This window comes from Streptomyces sp. NPDC098781 (genome assembly GCF_044759995.1).
Lineage (GTDB): Bacteria > Actinomycetota > Actinomycetes > Streptomycetales > Streptomycetaceae > Streptomyces.
The window spans coordinates 47,390-64,206 of record NZ_JBIWAK010000003.1 but is presented as its reverse complement, the minus strand read 5'-3'; the positions used below and the strand labels follow the sequence as shown (position 1 = coordinate 64,206).

13 protein-coding genes and 3 pseudogenes are annotated in these 16,817 nt (G+C 69.6%); 8 read left to right on the top strand and 8 right to left on the bottom strand.

Going from position 1 to position 16,817, the window contains the following annotated elements; all coding sequences use genetic code 11:
• Positions 1 to 139 precede the first annotated feature (139 nt).
• A pseudogene (locus ACIQWG_RS12200) lies at positions 140 to 337 on the bottom strand (DUF6262 family protein); the annotation flags it as partial.
• Positions 327 to 611, bottom strand: a complete 285-nt coding sequence (locus tag ACIQWG_RS12195; RefSeq protein WP_404093694.1) for a hypothetical protein — start codon at positions 609 to 611, stop codon at positions 327 to 329. The gene ACIQWG_RS12195 and the pseudogene ACIQWG_RS12200, both read right to left, overlap by 11 nt.
• A gap of 440 nt (positions 612 to 1,051) precedes the next feature.
• Between ACIQWG_RS12195 and ACIQWG_RS12190 the strand changes: the two genes are divergently transcribed.
• Complete coding sequence (locus tag ACIQWG_RS12190; RefSeq protein WP_404093691.1) at positions 1,052 to 1,657, top strand: hypothetical protein; 606 nt, start codon at positions 1,052 to 1,054, stop codon at positions 1,655 to 1,657.
• Positions 1,658 to 1,822: 165 nt separating this feature from the next.
• On the opposite strand, the gene ACIQWG_RS12185 is transcribed toward ACIQWG_RS12190, so the two are convergent.
• Complete coding sequence (locus ACIQWG_RS12185; protein WP_404093689.1) at positions 1,823 to 4,123, bottom strand: hypothetical protein; 2,301 nt, start codon at positions 4,121 to 4,123, stop codon at positions 1,823 to 1,825.
• A 461-nt stretch (positions 4,124 to 4,584) separates the two neighbouring features.
• Positions 4,585 to 5,457, bottom strand: a complete 873-nt coding sequence (locus ACIQWG_RS12180; protein ID WP_404093686.1) for a hypothetical protein — start codon at positions 5,455 to 5,457, stop codon at positions 4,585 to 4,587.
• A gap of 804 nt (positions 5,458 to 6,261) precedes the next feature.
• Here ACIQWG_RS12180 and ACIQWG_RS12175 point away from each other — a divergent pair.
• The 3 genes from ACIQWG_RS12175 to ACIQWG_RS12165 all read left to right on the top strand — a co-directional run bounded on the left by ACIQWG_RS12175 (position 6,262) and on the right by ACIQWG_RS12165 (position 9,781).
• Entirely contained in the window at positions 6,262 to 7,632 is a 1,371-nt protein-coding gene (locus ACIQWG_RS12175; RefSeq protein ID WP_404093683.1) for a cell filamentation protein Fic, read from the top strand.
• 77 nt (positions 7,633 to 7,709) lie between these two features.
• Positions 7,710 to 8,534, top strand: a complete 825-nt coding sequence (locus tag ACIQWG_RS12170; protein WP_404093681.1) for a class I SAM-dependent methyltransferase — start codon at positions 7,710 to 7,712, stop codon at positions 8,532 to 8,534.
• Positions 8,535 to 8,677: 143 nt separating this feature from the next.
• Positions 8,678 to 9,781 (top strand): AI-2E family transporter, encoded by a 1,104-nt coding sequence (locus ACIQWG_RS12165; protein WP_404095804.1) that lies wholly within the window; start codon positions 8,678 to 8,680, stop codon positions 9,779 to 9,781.
• A gap of 161 nt (positions 9,782 to 9,942) precedes the next feature.
• On the opposite strand, the pseudogene ACIQWG_RS12160 reads toward ACIQWG_RS12165, so the two are convergent.
• A pseudogene (locus tag ACIQWG_RS12160) lies at positions 9,943 to 10,210 on the bottom strand (XdhC family protein); the annotation flags it as partial.
• Positions 10,211 to 10,262: 52 nt separating this feature from the next.
• Between ACIQWG_RS12160 and ACIQWG_RS12155 the strand changes: the two are divergent.
• Positions 10,263 to 10,534 (top strand): annotated as a pseudogene (locus tag ACIQWG_RS12155) (transposase); the annotation flags it as partial.
• Positions 10,535 to 10,710: 176 nt separating this feature from the next.
• Here the strand turns inward: ACIQWG_RS12155 and ACIQWG_RS12150 are convergent.
• Positions 10,711 to 11,829: a fatty acid desaturase family protein gene (locus ACIQWG_RS12150; protein ID WP_404093678.1), complete on the bottom strand. Its 1,119-nt coding sequence runs from the start codon at positions 11,827 to 11,829 to the stop codon at positions 10,711 to 10,713.
• A gap of 7 nt (positions 11,830 to 11,836) precedes the next feature.
• A complete protein-coding gene (locus ACIQWG_RS12145) occupies positions 11,837 to 12,892 on the bottom strand; it encodes a ferredoxin reductase (protein ID WP_404093677.1) in 1,056 nt (351 codons plus the stop codon).
• Between the two features lie 86 nt (positions 12,893 to 12,978).
• On the opposite strand from ACIQWG_RS12145, the gene ACIQWG_RS12140 reads away from it, so the two are divergent.
• The 3 genes from ACIQWG_RS12140 (at position 12,979) to ACIQWG_RS12130 (ending at position 15,399) form a co-directional block, all read left to right on the top strand.
• On the top strand, positions 12,979 to 14,118 hold the full coding sequence (locus ACIQWG_RS12140; protein ID WP_404093675.1) for a PucR family transcriptional regulator: 1,140 nt from the start codon (positions 12,979 to 12,981) through the stop codon (positions 14,116 to 14,118).
• Positions 14,119 to 14,792: 674 nt separating this feature from the next.
• On the top strand, positions 14,793 to 15,077 hold the full coding sequence (locus ACIQWG_RS12135) for a hypothetical protein (RefSeq protein WP_404093673.1): 285 nt from the start codon (positions 14,793 to 14,795) through the stop codon (positions 15,075 to 15,077).
• Positions 15,078 to 15,270: 193 nt separating this feature from the next.
• Complete coding sequence (locus ACIQWG_RS12130; RefSeq protein WP_404093670.1) at positions 15,271 to 15,399, top strand: hypothetical protein; 129 nt, start codon at positions 15,271 to 15,273, stop codon at positions 15,397 to 15,399.
• Here ACIQWG_RS12130 and ACIQWG_RS12125 read toward each other — a convergent pair.
• Positions 15,369 to 16,265, bottom strand: a complete 897-nt coding sequence (locus ACIQWG_RS12125) for a YihY/virulence factor BrkB family protein (RefSeq protein WP_404095802.1) — start codon at positions 16,263 to 16,265, stop codon at positions 15,369 to 15,371. The genes ACIQWG_RS12130 and ACIQWG_RS12125 overlap by 31 nt on opposite strands.
• Between the last annotated feature and the right edge of the window lie 552 nt (positions 16,266 to 16,817).

The window sequence follows — 16,817 nt, the reverse complement described above, 5'->3', positions numbered from 1 at the left end:
CGGTGGCGCCGGTTCTCCTCGGTGAGTTTTCCGGACACGGGTGTTCGCGGCTTCGAGTCGCCGCAGCAGAGAGGCGTCGGAGGTCCGTTGGCGAGCCGGAACTTGGGGACGCGGGCCCTCGGTGGTGTGCCGCTCGCAGGCGTTCGACTTCTGCCCGCAGGTCCGGCTGGGCATAGAGCCATGACCGGGAGCAGCCCGCTTGCTTCGCCACGGTCTCGAAAATGACGGGCTCCCCAGCCGCGTCGAGGGAACGGAGGGCCTGGACGGCCTTGGCGCGGGTGTACTCGCTGCGGCGACGGGCGGCTTCAACAATGTGCTGGCTGTTGTCAGCTCGCATCGGCGGTCACCTCCGACTGCACGGGTTCGTCTTCCAGACCGGTGATGATCTTCTCCAGATTGCGGAGGACCTGGCGGTTCATCTCGGCCACGCGCGCTTGGCCGCGGGCCTCGGCGGCGGAGACGATCTGCAGCAGCTGCTGCCGTTGCTCACGGTGCTGCGCCAGGAACTCCGGGGTGGTGACGAACATGCGGCAGGTCAGGCAGGCATTGGCATGCGGGCATGTCCGTTGCATCGGCAGTCCGCAGGAGCCGTTGGGCAGAGCCTGGGTCACGCGCCCGAGTCGCTGCTTGACCCAGGTGGCCTCGGCCAGAGGGCCGTCGGGAAGTTCCCAAAGAGTGGCGCCACTGATGGGGCGTCAGATAGACTGCCCGGCCGTGTTCGTCCTGGACGTCACACCATTCCAGCCAGCGATCGAGCTGGCCGCGGTAGGAGTGCGTGGTCAGTGGCCGAGTGCCATCGGGGTTCATCCGCGGCGCCGGAAACAGCCACCGGCTGCCGCCGGGCCAACGCTGCAGGACAGGCTGCTGCTGGGCCGCGATCCCGTCCTCGACCTACTCATCAATGGGGACCAGGGCTTATAGAAATCACCGGCATTTGAGGTGGACGGTCGTGAACCAGTCCTGACAGTGGTTGGCTACGCCCTTGCAGGGGACGGAGCGGTGGCACACTCAACCGGGACAGGTGAGTGGATCGGACGGTGTCGGGGGCAGGATGCCGGGGGAAGCAGTGACGGCTTGGATTGCCGCCGGGTCCGCGGTGGCCGGTGCCCTCGCCGGCGGAGTGGTGACCGGGTGGTTCACCTTGGCAGCTGCCCGGAAGCAGGCGCAGGGCACGGTCGATGCCGCGGCCCGTCAGGCGGATGCCGCCTGGGCGGCTGGCCAGCGTCAGGCGGATGCCGCCTGGGCGGCTGGCCAGCGTCAGGCGGATGCTGCCTGGGAGGCCGGACGCCTGCAAGCCGACGCTCAGCTCGATGTCGCCCGTCAGACCCTCACCGCACAACACCTTGCCGCCCAGCGTGAGGTGCGCCGGGCCGCCTACGCGGCTTTCCTCACCGCCACCCACACCACCGACCAGCACCGCAGGGAATGGCAACAGGGGCTGGGCACCTCCGAAGCAGCAGGGCGTCGTGATCGCTACCGGACGGCCCGGATCGCCGTCACCGAGGCCCTCACCCCGGTTCGTCTCGAAGGTCCCGACCCGGTTGTCCTGGCTGCCGAAGCCCTGGAACGTTCCCTCGAGGTGAACGCGCCCCAGGACGACTACCAGGTCGCCCACACCGCCTTCCTCGACGCCGCACGTACCGCCCTCACTGCCTGACCTGTCGCCCCGGGACCCGTCCGGCAACCCGGCACCGTCCCCCTTCCCCCGGCCCGGCCGGCGGCGACTTGGCACCAGGGTCCCGCAACATGCCCCTGAGGGGAGCGGGGCGAGGGCAGCGCCCTTGCTGCGGGACGTCCGGCGCCCGTCGCGTGCCCAGGGGCCCTACGACCAGGGTGGGGTGGGCGTGCCGTCGGGGTCGAGGCCATGGGGCCACTGATGTTGTGGGGACGCGCGGCGGGTATCGAACTTCAGGACGTGGCCGGCATCGACGGCCTGCCGGGCGAGTGCTTCGGCGCTGTCACGGCTGCCGGTGCGGCTGCGCACCGCCACCAGATGGAGCAGGGCGTAGGCGTTGTCCGCGTCCGCGGCCTGCCAGGCGAGTGCTTCGGCCCCGACCGGGTCGCCGGCTCTCTCGTGCAGTGCGGACAGCGCAACGAGAGCCGGGGTGTGACCCGTGCCGGCGGCCTGCCGATAGAGGGCTTGCGCGCCGGGCAGATCACCGGACTTGTCGCGCAACCGTGCCACCGACAGCACTGCGTGGGAATGGCCGGCGCTGGCGGCCTGCCGGTAGAGGGCCTCTGCACCCTCGAGATCACCCGCCCTTTCCCGGAGCTCGGCCAGCAGGATCAGGCCGTGCGGATAGCCGGCATCGACGGCCCTCCGGCACAGCGCTTCGGCTCCGGCTGGGTGACCGCTCCGGGCACGCAGCCCGGCAAGGAGCGTCAGAGCACGCATGTGTCCGGCTTTCGCAGCCTGCAACGCCAAGTCATCGGCGGCGCCGGGACAGCCGGCCTCTTCGCGCAGTGCCGCCAGGCAGACCAGGGCATAGGTATGGCCGCCGTCGGCGGCCTGCCGATAGAGGGCGCATGCACTGCCAAGGTCCCCGGCCGCCTCTCTCAACCCTGCTAAAAACGCCAGCACTTGAGGATGGCCCCTGTCGGCGGCGAGCCGGGCGGCCTCTTCGGCGTCTTTGCGCCGGCCGCACCTCTCCTGCAGTGCGGTCAGCCCGACCAGAGGCTGAGCATGGCCCCTGTCGGCGGCCTGCAGCGCCAGGGACTGGGCCACGCCGCGGTCGCCGGCCTGTTCCCGCAACACCGCGAGACGGGCAAGCGCCCGTGGATGGCCCGCCTCGGCAGCCTGCCACGCCAGGGACTGTGCCGTCTCAAGGTCGGCGGTTCGTGCATGCACTTCCGCCAACAGGGCCAGGGCCCGGGTGTGACCGGCGTCTGCGGCCCTGCGGTACAGCACCTTGGCCCCGGCCCAGTCCGCGACCTGCTCGCACTGCGCCGCTTGCGCCAGCAGCGCTCGGGCATGGCCGGCCTCGGCGGCCCGACGGCGCAAATGGTCAGCCCACTGCAGACGGCACCGGGCGTGAGCGGCACGGGCCAGGCTGTTGAGATCGTCCGGGTGCGACAGATGAAGAGAGGCGGCTTGCCAGAACGAGGCCGGCGGACACAGTCGCCGACGCATGGAACGCCCATGCTGTTCCAAGTAGTCGGCCAGCTGGAACAGCGGATGCGGCGCGCGGGACGCAGGACTCACGGCAGGCGCCGGCGCCCTGGCCGGGGAGGCGGAGGCGGAACGCACGATAGTGCGACGCAGCGGCGCCTGCTTGCCGTGGACCAGCCGGGTGAGCTCGGCGAACGCCGACTCCACCCAGTCCTCGCCGAGTTGCCCGTAGTCGACCTCGCTCAGGTAGTCGACAGCGGCCTCGGCCAGGAAGGCCTGCGGCAGATGCGGGCCCACCCCCAGGCGCCTCGCATCCATCGCCGCGTTGAGGATGGCTGCGGCGGCCGGCGAGCCCTGCTGATAGCGACGCAACAACTCGGGGGCCCCGGCCAGGTCCTGAGCGATCCGCCCGGAACCACTCGCCCTGGCGAGCGCATCGGCCAGCAACATATCCCCCTCGTCGGCCAGAACAGCTGCCGCGCGCAGGGCCTGACCATCGAAGGTCTCGGGCACGGACAGGGTCCGCGCGGCGAGAAGTTCCCGCACCCGGCTGTGCAGATCCTCCTCACCCGGCCGCGGCAGAGCCATGTACTGCCGGGCGAACTCCGGCCACAGCGTTCCCAGTACCACAACCGGTCCACGACCGGCGTCCGTCAACAGAGCATGCAGCTCTGCGGCGATACGCTCACCCAGCTGAGGATCGCCGAGATAGTGCTGGGCCTCATTCAGCCACACGACCGTCTCCGGCTGCACCTCGCGCAGACCCGCAAGCGCCGCCTCCGCACGCATCGGGGCGAAGGGATGCCACAGCCGCCACCCCCACGATCCCAGCGGCTGGACAGCCTCCCAGCACGCCCGCGTCTTCCCGGTGGACGACGAGCCGACAAGCATCACCAGGCGACTTCGGCCCTGCGCAGCCTCACGCACCACCTCGGCCAACACTCTGTCGTGCTCACGGCACACATAACCCGGCAGCACCGTCTCGCGCTCGTTCTGCCCGCCGGCGCGGTGCACGGGGGAACCGGCCGGGTGCACCTCCAAGTCGTGCGGGCTGCATTGCGTGATCAGCCGACCGGTACGGTCCGCCCTCTGCGCAGTGTGTCCCGACGCAGCCCGCTGTGTCCGCTCGTCCGGCACCTGATCGGCCTCCCGCGGATGTCATGGAGTCAGCTCGTCTTCATCTTCGCCCCCAGCGCTGCACGCAGCACACGCACTGCCGGCTACCTCTTCGAGCAAACCCTCGGGCCACGCCTTCACGAGTACCTGCGCGTGCATCCGCCGCTCCCAAGAACACGTCCGCGCCCACCGCCAGATGGCCACCAGGCACGCACCGAAGCCCCCGCCCCCGCCGAGCCCCTTCGCCGCATGAACGAGGGGACACGCAGCACCCGGCCTGGTGCGCAGCCCAGGGATCGAGGGCCTGCGTACGCGCTGTCCCGGACCGGACATCACGCGGCTGGGCTAGCCTGCATTCGTCAGGCTCGGGGAGCAGATCGTACCGCTGTGGTGATGACGAGCCCAGGTAGCACGAGCGTGACTGCGGCGAGTGTGTAGACCAGCCATGCGGGCATCGAAGTCCAGTGGTTCCAGGTGATCCCTACGACGCAGCCGCCTGCTACGGCAAGAAGACCGCCGACCGCCACGGCAGTCCTGGCGGCAATCTGAACGCGACGGTTCAGATGGATCTCGTCGCGCCAGTGCGCCGGCCACCCGGCTGAGGTGACTCCATGGGGCAGCGAGCTGGGTGGTGGCGGGGCCGGGGGGAGGGGCTTCCACCAGAAATAGAGGATGGCCGCCATGAAGGCGACGCCGCCGCCGTACACGAGTGAGGTGACCCAACCGGCAACGGGCCCCTCGATCATCGAGTTGTTGAACCCGTCGGCCGACACCACGACCATCAGCATGGAAAACTGCGCCGCGACCTGGATCAGGCCACGGAAGAAGCGGACTTCACCATTCTTGTTGCGATCGTAGGCCGGCAACAGCCAGGCGAGCGCGACAATCACGATCAGAGCGTCCGTGGCGAGGATGGATCCCGAGAACAGCTGCTCCGTAACGGCGCGGGCGCACACCAGCTCCCCAGAGGTAAGGGCGTACAGATACGACGCCGTTGCGAGCCCGATGAAGCAGGGTAGGAAGAGCTTCAGGCCGCGTGAGGCATGCCCGTCCCCGCCTGCGGGGTTCTTCTGGCCGATGACCGTGACCAGGCCGGCGAAGACGAAGCCCGCCATGATGCCGCAGAAAGCGCTCATCGCCTCCGCCGACGCTATGGAACTCCAGTCGATGCCGTCGGTGCCCAGCACACAGGTGTCGGGCGTGAAATGGGTTGGGTCCCCGAGGAAGGTCATAGCGGCCGATGGTGACATTCCGGCACCGCCCCTACATCCCAGTCGGCGTACATTGTGACGATCTATCGGGTCCCCGGGAAGCGCACACCAGACACGCAGAGAACAGGCCCGGCGGGCGCTGGGGCCGGCGAGAACGCTCGGCGGGCAGGCTCGTGGGTCACTGTCTGGTGGGGTACCGGTCTGACCCTGACCTGTTGGCGTCGAGTTCAGTAGGGCTGGCTTGAGGCCGCCGAAATCGGCGGCCTGTTGTGGGAGGGCTACAGCACCTTCCTGGTCCCCTGCCTCTTCCCCGGGTATCGGCTAGCCGTGTCAAGGCGTAGGTGATGCCGTGGTTGGCGGCATGGAGACAGTCCCTGCTCGCCTTCCACCGGCCACGTTCACTGCCCTCGCCTCGAGGCAACGACCGCACGATCACCGTCGCCGTCCCAGTCCCCGAGACGCCTGGCCGCCTACCTTGACCCCGCCGCCGGCACCGGCCCGCCACCGCCCACCCGCACCCGCACCCGCACCCCCCCGCTCGTGCACGTCCGAAGTCCCAACGGCACCGCCCACGTCGGCGAACCGGTGGACCAACCTGCACCTCGGTCCGCACCTGACGTGCCGCGCCCTGCGCAACGACCGCCTGCCGCACGAAGCCGCCGCCACCGACGGCGTGCGCACATGGCGGAAGCCTCGCAGGGCATGGCCGAGCCGACGTTCATGCTGCGCGAGCCGCCCAGGACGGCCGTGCTGTACCCCATTGACCGGTCGGGCCCCGGAAAAACCGCTTGAAGCAGGGCCGGGTGGACATGGCACGCTTACGCGGTGATTGTCGAAGTGTCTCCCCGCTTCCTGACCTGGGATGATGTCGACCCCGCCCAACATCCCTTCGACAGCGCGTCGGTGGCCGAGGTGGTGCGGTCCCTCAGGCCCGCCCGCAGCGTGCCCCTCCGCCCCGACATCCCCTTCGGTGACCCGGCGATGAGTGCCTGGAGCTGGGATGTCGCCGGACCCTGGGCCGACGCCATGTCGCACGCCCTCGCCGAGCGGTACGGCAGCTGGACCGTGGGCTGGCGCTGGGGGCACGACGAAGGAGACTTCGACGGAGGCCCGGTCGGGCACTGGTGCTGCCCGCGCGACTCGGTCACCACTGGGCAGGAGACGCTCGATCGCGTGGTCGCGGCACTGCGCGAGTGGCGTGAGTGGCTGGAGAGCCTCGCCCGTTGGTTCGATACGCACCCGCTGGACCTGGCCGAACTCGACGACCAGAGGATCCTGTGGGAGCGCGTCGCCCGGAACCTGATCTTTCACGTGACTGACCGCACCGGCTGCGGCAGCGGCTGGTACGGGCACTGCCACCAGGTACTCGGGTGGTTCCTCAGCCGCTGGGGCGTCGACCCCGACACGGCGGAGGACCTGGTCCACCAGGCGATCGGCGGCCGGTTCAAGAGCTGGACCGGGCCCGACCCGGTACTGATCGAGGACGTCGCGGAGAAGCTCGCGCTGTCGCTGCGACCCGAGAGCGGCGTACGGCCCACCAAGTCCCTGCCGGACCACCTGCGGCACTGGATCGCCCTACGCGAGACCGTGCCGTGGCATCAGGCCCCGGACGGCGGCGGGGACGACCCGGTGACCCCGTCGCAGGACGGCGCGGCGGAGGACATCCGCGCCTTCGACGGCTCCCTGGACCCCGCCCGCGCACAGGGCTTGCTCGCCGCACTGGAACTGCTGCGGGCCGACGCGGCACGCGGCGCCCGTCTCGACTTCGAGCTGATCCAGGGATGGCAGCAACACGTCCTGGGCACGGCACAGCCGCCGCCGTTCCGGCACCTGCCCGCCTTCGCCAAGCGGGGCAGGGAACGCTACGGGATCAGCGCGGACACCCGGGCCCGCCTCGACGCCTGCCTCGCCGAAAGCGCGCCGGACGCCGGGCAGCCAATGCCCCTCACCGTCCGGGCCGCACGCGCCTGTCTCGACGTCTGCTTCTTCCATCCCTTCGACGAGGGCAACGCCCGCTCCGCCTTCCTCACCCTGGTCTTCGTCCTCGCCCGCGAGGGCGTCGCCCTCGACGGGGTCCGCCTGCTGCGCCGCGTCAGCTTCCAGGCCGACGAACCCGACGACGCGCTGATCCTCACCCGCTACATCGACGTTCACCTCACGGAGACCCGGCGCAACGCCGTCGCGGCCGGTTCCTGACGGGCCGCCGCCATTACCCTGCACCTGCGGCAGCCGACTCCGAGCATCCCGGCCGTGCCCGTTCGTGAGGATCCCGCATGACCGTCGACCGGAAGAAGGACGAAGTGGCCGACTACACGCTGAGGCTCAATGACTCGGAGGTCGAGCGCTACCGGCTCATGGCCGCGCTCGCCGAGGAGCGGGAGCGGGACAAGTGGACCGCCGCCGGAGCGGTACCCGGTGCGCGGATCGCCGACGTCGGATGCGGACCGGGCGCGATCGCCGTACGGCTGGCGGACATCGTCGCTCCGGACGGCGCCGTATGGGCGGTCGACCGGGACGACGAGGCGCTGGCGGTCGCCTCGGCACTCGCCGAACGAACCGGTGTCCCGGTGCACACCTCCGTAGGACCGGCCGATGCCACCGGACTGGACGAGGGTTCCTTCGACCTGGTGATGCTGCGGCACGTCCTGGCCCACAACGGCGGCCGGGAGCAGGCGATCGTCGACCACCTCGCCGAGCTGGCGAAGCCGGGCGGGGGCACGGTGTATCTCGCCGATGTCGACATGAGTTCGTTCCGTCTGCGGGGAGCGCCTGCCGTGTACGACGAGATGGACGAGCGATACCGCGAGATGCACCGACGCCGGGGCAACGACCTGACCATCGGCACCCGGCTCGACGAACTCCTCACCGCCGCGGGACTGGAAGTCGTCGCCTACGAGGGGCACATCAACGTCATGGCGCCACCGCCCGGCATGCGCGGCCCCGCCTGGGCCGCCCGTGACGCCCTGCTCGCGGAAGGCCTTGCCACACCGGAGGACATCGCCCGCTGGGACGACGCCTTCCAGAAGACCGAGGAGATCAGAAGCGGACTGCGCTTCTTCGGCGCCACGTTCGTCGCTTTCGGTCGGCGGGCGGTCTAAAGAAGCCTTGTCGCGTAAATGATCTACGGCATGTTGGCGGACTGTCGGGGGATCCGCCGATCTCCCGCTGAGGAGGTCCCAGTCGGCACTCACCTGTGCCCAGTGTGACTGAGTACTACTAGGGTGCCTCCGTGACTGCCACCCTGAGTTCCACGAAAGTCCGCGCCGCGCTCCGCACCTCGGCGCGCGTCGCCGCGGAGTTGCTGCTGATATTCGTGCTGCTTGCGGTGGCGCTGTGGCTGCTTGGCCGGATGTGGTCGGTCGTGTGGCCGCTCGTCGTCGGCCTGCTGCTGACCACGCTGACCTGGCCCCTGACTCGTTTCCTGCGCCGTCACGGCTGGAAGCCCGCCCTCGCCGCGTCGGCGGTGACCGTACTGTTCCTGCTGGTCGCCGCGGGCGTCGTGGCGTTGATCGCGGTACCGGTGGCGTCCCAGTCCGGTGAGCTGACCGACGGCGTGGTGGAGGGCATCCAGAAGCTGCGCGAGTGGGCCGCCGGTCCGCCCTTGAACATCGGGGACGCCCAGATCAACAAGGCCTTCGACTCCGCCGTCGCCCGTGCTCAGGAGGGCATCGGAAGCATGGTCGGTGTCGTCGTCACGGGAGTGAGCACCGTGGTGAACGGCCTGGTCACCGCCGTGCTGGCCCTGTTCCTGATGTTCTTCTTCCTCAAGGACGGTCCGCGGTTCCTGCCGTGGCTCGCCCGTCAGCTGCCCGGCCGCCTCGCCACCGACATCCCGACCGTGGCCGCGCGCAGTTGGGACACTCTGGGCGCGTTCGTGCGCTCGCAGGCAGCCGTCGGCCTGCTCGACGCCGTTCTGATCGGCCTGGGCCTGTGGATCCTGAAGGTGCCGCTGGTGCTGCCACTGGCGGTGCTGACCTTCGTCTCCGCGTTCGTGCCGATCATCGGCGCCCTGTTCGCCGGTTTCGTCGCGGTGCTCATCGCGCTGGTCTCCAACGGACTGACGGACGCACTGATCGTGCTGGCCATCATCGTCGTGGTGCAGCAGCTCGAGGGCAACGTGTTCCAGCCGATGATCCAGAGCCGCGGGCTCGGCCTCCACGCGGCCGTGGTCCTGCTGGCGGTGACGCTGGGCGGCAGTCTCGCCGGCATCGTGGGCAGTCTGCTCGCCGTACCGATCGCCGCGCTGATCGCGGTGGTCTGGAACTACGTCCGCGAACAACTCGGCGAGCCCCCACAGGAACCGGGGACTGACGAGTCGGACATGGGCACCGCCGTCGCGTCGTAGGGCTACGTGGGTGCGGCTCCGTCGCTGCCTGCTGTGCCCGACGGGCCGACAAACACCGCCAGGTCAGCGGCCAATTTCGACACCCCAAACAGCAGCGCCGGCTGCCGCAGCGTCAGGTTCGTCCGCTTGGTCCGTGACCGCAGCGACCTCGACGAGGCCAGCTAACCAGGGACCTTTTTCCTCTCGGCATGGAGGGGACCCTTGCCCACCCCGAGCGGCAGGCAACTGCCCCCGCAGACGTGGGCGATGATCTCGGCCGCGATGGCGACGGCCGTCTTCTCGGGGGTTGCGGGCGCCGAGGTCGAGGCCGATGGGGGAGTGGTGTGCGGCCAGTTCGGGCTCGGTGAGGCCCGCCTCGCGCAGGCGGGCCAGACGGTTCTCGTGGGTCCGTCGGGAGCCCATCGCCCCGATGTACGCCACCGGCAGCTGCTGGACAAGCTGCGGTCGTACAACCAACTGGTCGCGGGCGGTGATCGAATCCTCCCGCGTCAGGGCCGCACGCAGAGGCCCCAAAGCGGACCCAGTCCGGTCGGCCGAGCGCGTCCGGGCAGCACGCACCACCTCATCACCGACGGGCAGGGCATCCCGCTCGCGGTGTCGTTGACCGGCGGCAACCGCAACGACATCACTCCGCTCCTGCCGCCGTTGGACAAGGTTTCGGCCGTGGCCGGAGTCGCCGGCCGCCCGCGCAGGCGGCCCGACATGCTCTTCGCCGACCGCGGCTGCGACTACGACAAGTACTGCCGGCTCCTGGGGGTCGGCCGCACAGAGGCCGCTCCAGACTGCTGGCGTCGAGCGCGGCGGACTGCGTGCCGACGGTTACGGCTGTCGTCTTCTGCATGTTGCGGCCGTCCGACGTGCGCAGCGGATCGCACCGAACCCGGCCGTGCCGCCGACACGGCGGGGTTCGATGCGGAGCAATCCCGGAATCAGGCCGCGACGAGTTCCTGCTCGCGGTCCGGCGTTTTGACCGTGGGCTTCTTGTTCGGCAGCGAGAGCCGGAAGACCTTGTGCCACGCGGAGAACACCTGCTTCGGCAGGGGCCCGGTGACGTACTCCAGCTCGTACTTTTCGAACAGCGCGCGCACCTTCACCGCGACCTCGGCGTACCGGTTGCTGGGCAGGTCCGGGAACAGGTGGTGTTCGATCTGGTGCGAGAGGTTTCCGGTCATGAAGTGCATGGCCTTGCTGCCGCTGATGTTCGCCGAACCCATCATCTGGCGCAGATACCACTGGCCGCGCGTCTCGCCCTTGATCGACCGGCGCTCGAAGACCTGTACGCCCTCGGGGAAGTGCCCGCACATGATCACTGAGTGGGTCCAGAGGTTGCGGACCAGGTTCGCGGTGAACGTGGCGGCGAGCGTGGTGAGGAACGACGGGCCCGACAGCAGCGGGTGGATCACGTAGTCCTTGAGCACCTGCTTGCGGATCTTGCGGCCCACCGCCTTGGCCCGCGCGCGGAACTCCGGGTTCTTGCGGCGGTGCTTGGACAGGTTCGCGCCGAGTTCCAGGTCGTACGCTGCGATGCCGTATTCGAAGAAGCAGGCGTTGAGGAAGTTCCACAGCGGCTGGCCGAGGTGGAACGGGTGCCACTTCTGGTCCTCGTCGACGCGCATGATGCCGTAGCCGAGGTCGTTGTCCTTGCCGAGCACGTTGGTGTACTTGTGGTGCAGCTCGTTGTGCGAGTGCTTCCACTGGTCGGCCGGCGAGACGTGATCCCAGTCCCAGGTGGTGGAGTGGATCTTCGGGTCCCGCATCCAGTCCCACTGGCCGTGCAGGATGTTGTGACCGATCTCCATGTTGTCCATGATCTTCGCCACGGACAGCCCGGCGGTGCCGATCAGCCACGCGGGCGGGAAGAACGAGAACAGCAGCACGCCCCTGCTGACCAGCTCGAGCTTGCGCTGCGCCGAGATCACCTTGCGGATGTAAGCGGCGTCTTTCTCGCCGCGGCTGGCGATCACCTCGTCGCGGATCGCGTCCAGCTCGCGGCCGAGCTCCTCGATCTGCTCAGCGGTCAGGTGGGCGGTGGGGTCGATGGCGGTCAAGGTGCTCCTACCGTTCGATGTCGCAGGGGCCCGCGGCGGCGGACACGCAGGTCTGGATGAGGACGCCGGGCTCCGCCTCGGTGATCTCGCCGGTGCGCAGGTCGCGGACGGCGCCTGCCTTGAGCGGCGAGGTGCAGCCGAAGCAGATGCCCATGCGGCACCCGGAGGGCATGAGCACGCCGGCCGCTTCGCCGACGTCCAGCAACGGCGTGGCGCCGTCCGCGTCGACGGTCTTGCCGGTGGCGCTGAAAGTGACCTCGCCGCCGTCGCCGGCGACGACGATGCTGGGGCGGAAACGTTCGGTGTGCAGGCGCTCTGGGACGCCGTGCTCGGCCCAGTGCTTCTCTGCGGCGTCGAGCAGGCCCGCGGGCCCGCAGGCCCAGGTCTCGCGCTCGGCCCAGTCGGGTACGAGTTCGTCGAGACGGGCGATGTCGAGCATGCCGTCCGTGTCGGTGTGCACCTCGGTGAGCTTCAGCTTCTTGCCCGCGACCAGGTCGTGGAGCTCGTTGCGGAAGATCACGTCGTGCGGCTGGGGCGCGCAGTGGACCATGACGGCGTCGTCGAACTCGGTGTCGCGCAGCATGCCCATGACGGGCGTGATGCCGCTGCCGGCCGTGAGGTAGAGCACCTTGGCGGGCTTGGCCTGCGGCAGCACGAAATCACCGGTCGCCTGGTCGAGCTGGATCAGCGTGCCCGGTTTCGCCCGGCGGACCAGGTGGTTGCTGACCTTGCCGTCCGGGATCGCCTTCACGGTGATCGTGACGCGGCCGTCCTGGCGGTCGGTCGGTGAGGTGAGCGAGTAGGCACGCCACAGGCGCACCCCGTCGACATCGACGCCGATCCGCACGTACTGACCGGCTCTGTGCCCGCGCCAGCCCCGTCCCGGCCTGATCACGACGGTCGCGGCGTCACCCGTCTCGGGGTGCACGGCCTCGATGCGTCCCCGCAGGTCAGCGCCCGCGCGCAGCGGGCTGACCAGGTCGAGGTAGTCAGACGGCAGCAGGGGCGTCGTGACCATCTCCAGTAGTTTCCACGCCCTGCTGCGGAGGGCTGTACTCGTCATAGCCCCAGCTTGCTGCGCCGCAGGGCGTAAAGTCCTGACCGAAGGACGTAAATCTAGTCAGCTGAATTGTTCGCAAGGAATAAAAAGTGAGCCATGTGATCCGCAGGGCCAGTGAACTGGCGCTGGATGAGACGACGGTCACAGCACTTCGGGCAGCGCTGAAGGCCACCGCGGACGAGGTCGTCCAGGCGATCATCGATGAGGTCCCTCCCTACGCCAACGCCCTCTCAGGCCACATGGGCGCCACCATCCGCCGAGCCGTCCGCACCGCCTTGGGGCACTACCTGGACGTTGCGAGCGGGAACGCCACGGCCGGTGGCGGCGGTGATGCGGCCTATGAGCTGGGCCGCGGCGAGGTCCGCGACGGCCGTTCGATGGACGCCCTGCTCAGCGCCTACCGCGTCGGTGCCCGCGTGGCCTGGCGATGCCTGGCCGAGGGGGCCGTACCAGCGGGTCTGCCCGCCGCCGAGGTCGCCAAGTTCGCCGAGCTGACCTTCGCCTACATCGACGAGCTCTCCGCCGCGAGCGCCGCGGGCCACGCCGACGAACTGGCCGCACGGGGCAGGGCACACGAGCGCCACCTGGAACTCCTGGCCCGCGACCTCCTCGCCGGCGCGAGCCCGGACGTGCTGCTGGCCTCTGCTCAGCGGGCGGGGTGGCAGCCTCCGGTCTCGCTGACCGCGGTCCTGTTGCCCGCGGCCCAGGCCCGGCCTGCCTACCGTACGGTCGACCCGAGCACCCTCGTCCTCGACGATCTGCCGGACGCCACCGGTGTGCTGCTCGTCCCCGATGCCGACCGGTCACATCTCCTACGGCAGCTGACCGACCGCACTGCCGTGGTCGGCCCGGCCCGGCCATGGACTCGGGCGTCCGCCTCGTACGCTCGAGCCGTACGCGCCCGCTCCTTCTCCGCTGATATTCGCGACACCGAGGACCACCTGCCCGAGCTGGTGCTGAGCGCCGACGCGGACGCCTTCGCAGACCTGCGCGCCCGAGCACTCGCACCGTTGCGGACCTTGCCTGTCGGGACCGCGCGGCGGCTGGAGGAGACGTTGCGTGCGTGGCTGCTGCACCAGGGCAGGCGGGACGAGGTGGCGGCGGCGTTGTTCGTCCATCCGCAGACCGTCCGGTACCGGATGGGCCAGCTGCGGGAGCTGTTTCCGGATCTCGCATCGCCGAACCGGGTCCTTGAACTGACGCTGGCGGTGGGTCTTGGAGTCAGCTGACGCGTATGACGCGTACTTCGACCGCCCATGACCGCGTCCGTGAATGGTCCAGGAATTTTGCCAGGTCACAGCACTAGCCCCGTCGGGGGAGTGCCCCTATGTGTGTGTTTGGTCAAGGGCTAAGGGGCGTGGCATGCACGGCGGCCGCGGCACAGCAGGCGCCGTCTCCCGCCCAGGCCCCGTCGGAGTCCCTTCCGCAAGCATCGACCCGCCGGATGCCGGTGCCGGGGGCCCTGCGTGTAAGTACGCGGGCCGGTTCGCCGGCGCGTGGCCGAGGGGCGATTCGGCGGGCCAGGAGCAGGGATTCGGTGGCGGCGGCGCTTTGAGGTCGAAGTAGCTGCCGGTCCGCTAGCTGAGGAAGACGCAGCGGGTCTCGTCCCGCGCTGCGGGCAGGAGGCGTTCGCCTTCAGTGAGGAGCTGGTGGACGCGGGCCGGCCGCCACGCGCCTTCATGATCAACGGCGCCGAGATCGACATCTTCCCCGGTGGCCGGGGCGACCTCGACCAGCCGCTGGTCTCAGGTCCCGCATCCCTATCCTCCTTCACCGGAGTACCCGCGAAACCAGGGCCTCGGCGAAGTCTCGTGATGCCCGGTTTGTGTTCGCGAGGTCCCAGGGGGTGAGGTGTGCCGAAGGCCGCAGGCCCACGAACTCGCGTGCTGATAGCTTCGCGTCCATGATCGTGTATCCGCTGTGGCATGTCGGCCACCAGAACCAAGCAGGCGACGACGGCTCGACAGTGCACGTCGATGAGAGCGGCGTGTTCTGCGACGAGGCGGACGGCGACGACGTGAAGCTGCTCGGTATCTACTCAACCCTCGAACGGGTTGAAGTACGTATACGTCAGGCTCGACTGCTACCAGGCTTCCGTGATGAACCGGAGTGCTTCTACTTCGACGCCTGCGAGCTCGATGAGGACAGTTGGACCGAGGGCTTCGTTCGAGTTCCGCCGGGCGAGTAGGCCGGTGAGCAGAGTCCCGACGGGATGCCGTTCCGTGGTCACGTCAGTCGTCTGACGGGCAGGCATGTCTTCGCCTTGCATGGCGAGCGGGATGGCGTCACTTCGCCCGCCGAATCCGCCGCGTGTGTGGGCCGGGCGGAGGTCATGGCAGGGCGGGCGGGCGTGGGCCGTCGTGTGCGGGGGCGACCATTCGATGCTGCTCCGGCACCGCTTCTGGCACCGAACGGCGGTGGCCGTCGTCGCCCGCCTGCTCGACCCGGACGAAGCTTCCGACCCGCTGCCCCAAGAGTGCTACGACACCGTGGACTTCCCCGTGCTGTGACCCCGGGTCCTCGCGAGTTCCGCGGCGAACTGTGCTCCCGCCAGCAGCGCCAGGTTCGACAGCCACAGCCAGACCAGGAAGACGACGATGCCGGCGAGCGAGCCGTACAACCGGTTGTAGGCGGCGAGCGTCGAGGCGTACAGCGAGAAGCCGGCGGACACGGTCAGCCACAGCACAGCCGCCAGCACCCCACCGGGCAGGCTGTGGACGCGGCGACGGGCCGACACCGGTCCGGTGTGGAAGACCACCAGGACCAGCAGGGCGACCAGGCACACCAGCAAGGGCCAGCGCAGCAGCCCCCCCGCCCAGGCCGCGGTGGTGCCCACGCCGAGCGAGCGCCCCACGGCCTGCGCCAACGGGCCGCTCAGCAGCAAGGTCAGCGAGCCGACCAGGAGCAGTCCGAGCAGCGCAAGAGCCGTGAGCACGATCCGGTGCGCCGTGCGCAACGGCGAGCGGCGGTCCTCGACGCGGTGCATGCGGTGCAGGGCGCGACGGAACACAGCCAGATAACTGGCCGCCGACCACAGCGCGCTGGCCGCAGCGACGACCATCAGGGACCACGCCGCGCCGCCCCTGCCCAACGCCCGGGCGAGCACGGCATGCAACTCGGAACCGGACTGGGCCGGCGCATACGCGGTGACGTGGGTGACGAACTGCTCGGCGGTGTCGGGGCTGATCATTCCGAACGCCAGGACGGTGGCGGGCAACGCCGGAAGCACGGCCAGGATCGAGTAGTACGTCAGCGCCGCGGCGTAGTCCGACACATCGTCGTTCCACAGGGACACCGGAGTGCGCCGCAGGGCCTGCCACCAGTCCGTGTGCGCGCGTGTCCGGCGGGCACCGGCAGCGCCGGCTTCAGCGGACATGGGCCGTACGGTGCGAGGCGGGACGTCGCCGACATTGGCCACGCGCAGGAAGGTTCCGAACCCGCCGAATCCGCCGAAGAAGCAGGCGAACGCCAGAGCCATGCCCGCGATCATCCCCCACGCACGGTGTGCTCACGCCGAAACACCTCTCACCCGTATCCGTTCCTGTCAGCCCTCGTGCCCCGGTACCGCCACTCCACGCGGGCCGCGACCGTGGTTCCTGGCTCTTCACCGGCGGGCAGCCTGACGTCGATGATCGTGAGCTCGCGCCATGGCCGTGACGCGGACAGCGCGGGCCGGTTGAAACTCAGCAGGGGAGGCCGGCCGGCCCATGCTGTCCAGGCCATGCGCAGGTCGGCATGGCCGTGCGCGCGCTCGTCGTCGGCGACACGGAAATGTGGCCCTCCCGGGGCCGGCTTCCGGAGCGCCGGAAACTCAGCGCGACAAATGTGGACGATCGCGAAATGCCCCTGGCGGAAGTTCAGGTAATTCCCCAGCTACTGATGTGAGCTGACGGCGAGGCAGTCCGTGAGCTGTTTCCAACCTCCGCTT

Coding starts and splice junctions, on each gene's coding strand:
- ACIQWG_RS12190 (WP_404093691.1), top strand. CDS start 1,052: ATGCCGGGGGAAGCAGTGACGGCTTGGATTGCCGCCGGGTCCGCGGTG.
- ACIQWG_RS12180 (WP_404093686.1), bottom strand. CDS start 5,457: ATGACCTTCCTCGGGGACCCAACCCATTTCACGCCCGACACCTGTGTG.
- ACIQWG_RS12170 (WP_404093681.1), top strand. CDS start 7,710: ATGACCGTCGACCGGAAGAAGGACGAAGTGGCCGACTACACGCTGAGG.
- ACIQWG_RS12145 (WP_404093677.1), bottom strand. CDS start 12,892: ATGACGAGTACAGCCCTCCGCAGCAGGGCGTGGAAACTACTGGAGATG.
- ACIQWG_RS12135 (WP_404093673.1), top strand. CDS start 14,793: ATGATCGTGTATCCGCTGTGGCATGTCGGCCACCAGAACCAAGCAGGC.
- ACIQWG_RS12130 (WP_404093670.1), top strand. CDS start 15,271: ATGCTGCTCCGGCACCGCTTCTGGCACCGAACGGCGGTGGCCGTCGTC.
- ACIQWG_RS12125 (WP_404095802.1), bottom strand. CDS start 16,265: ATGTCCGCTGAAGCCGGCGCTGCCGGTGCCCGCCGGACACGCGCGCAC.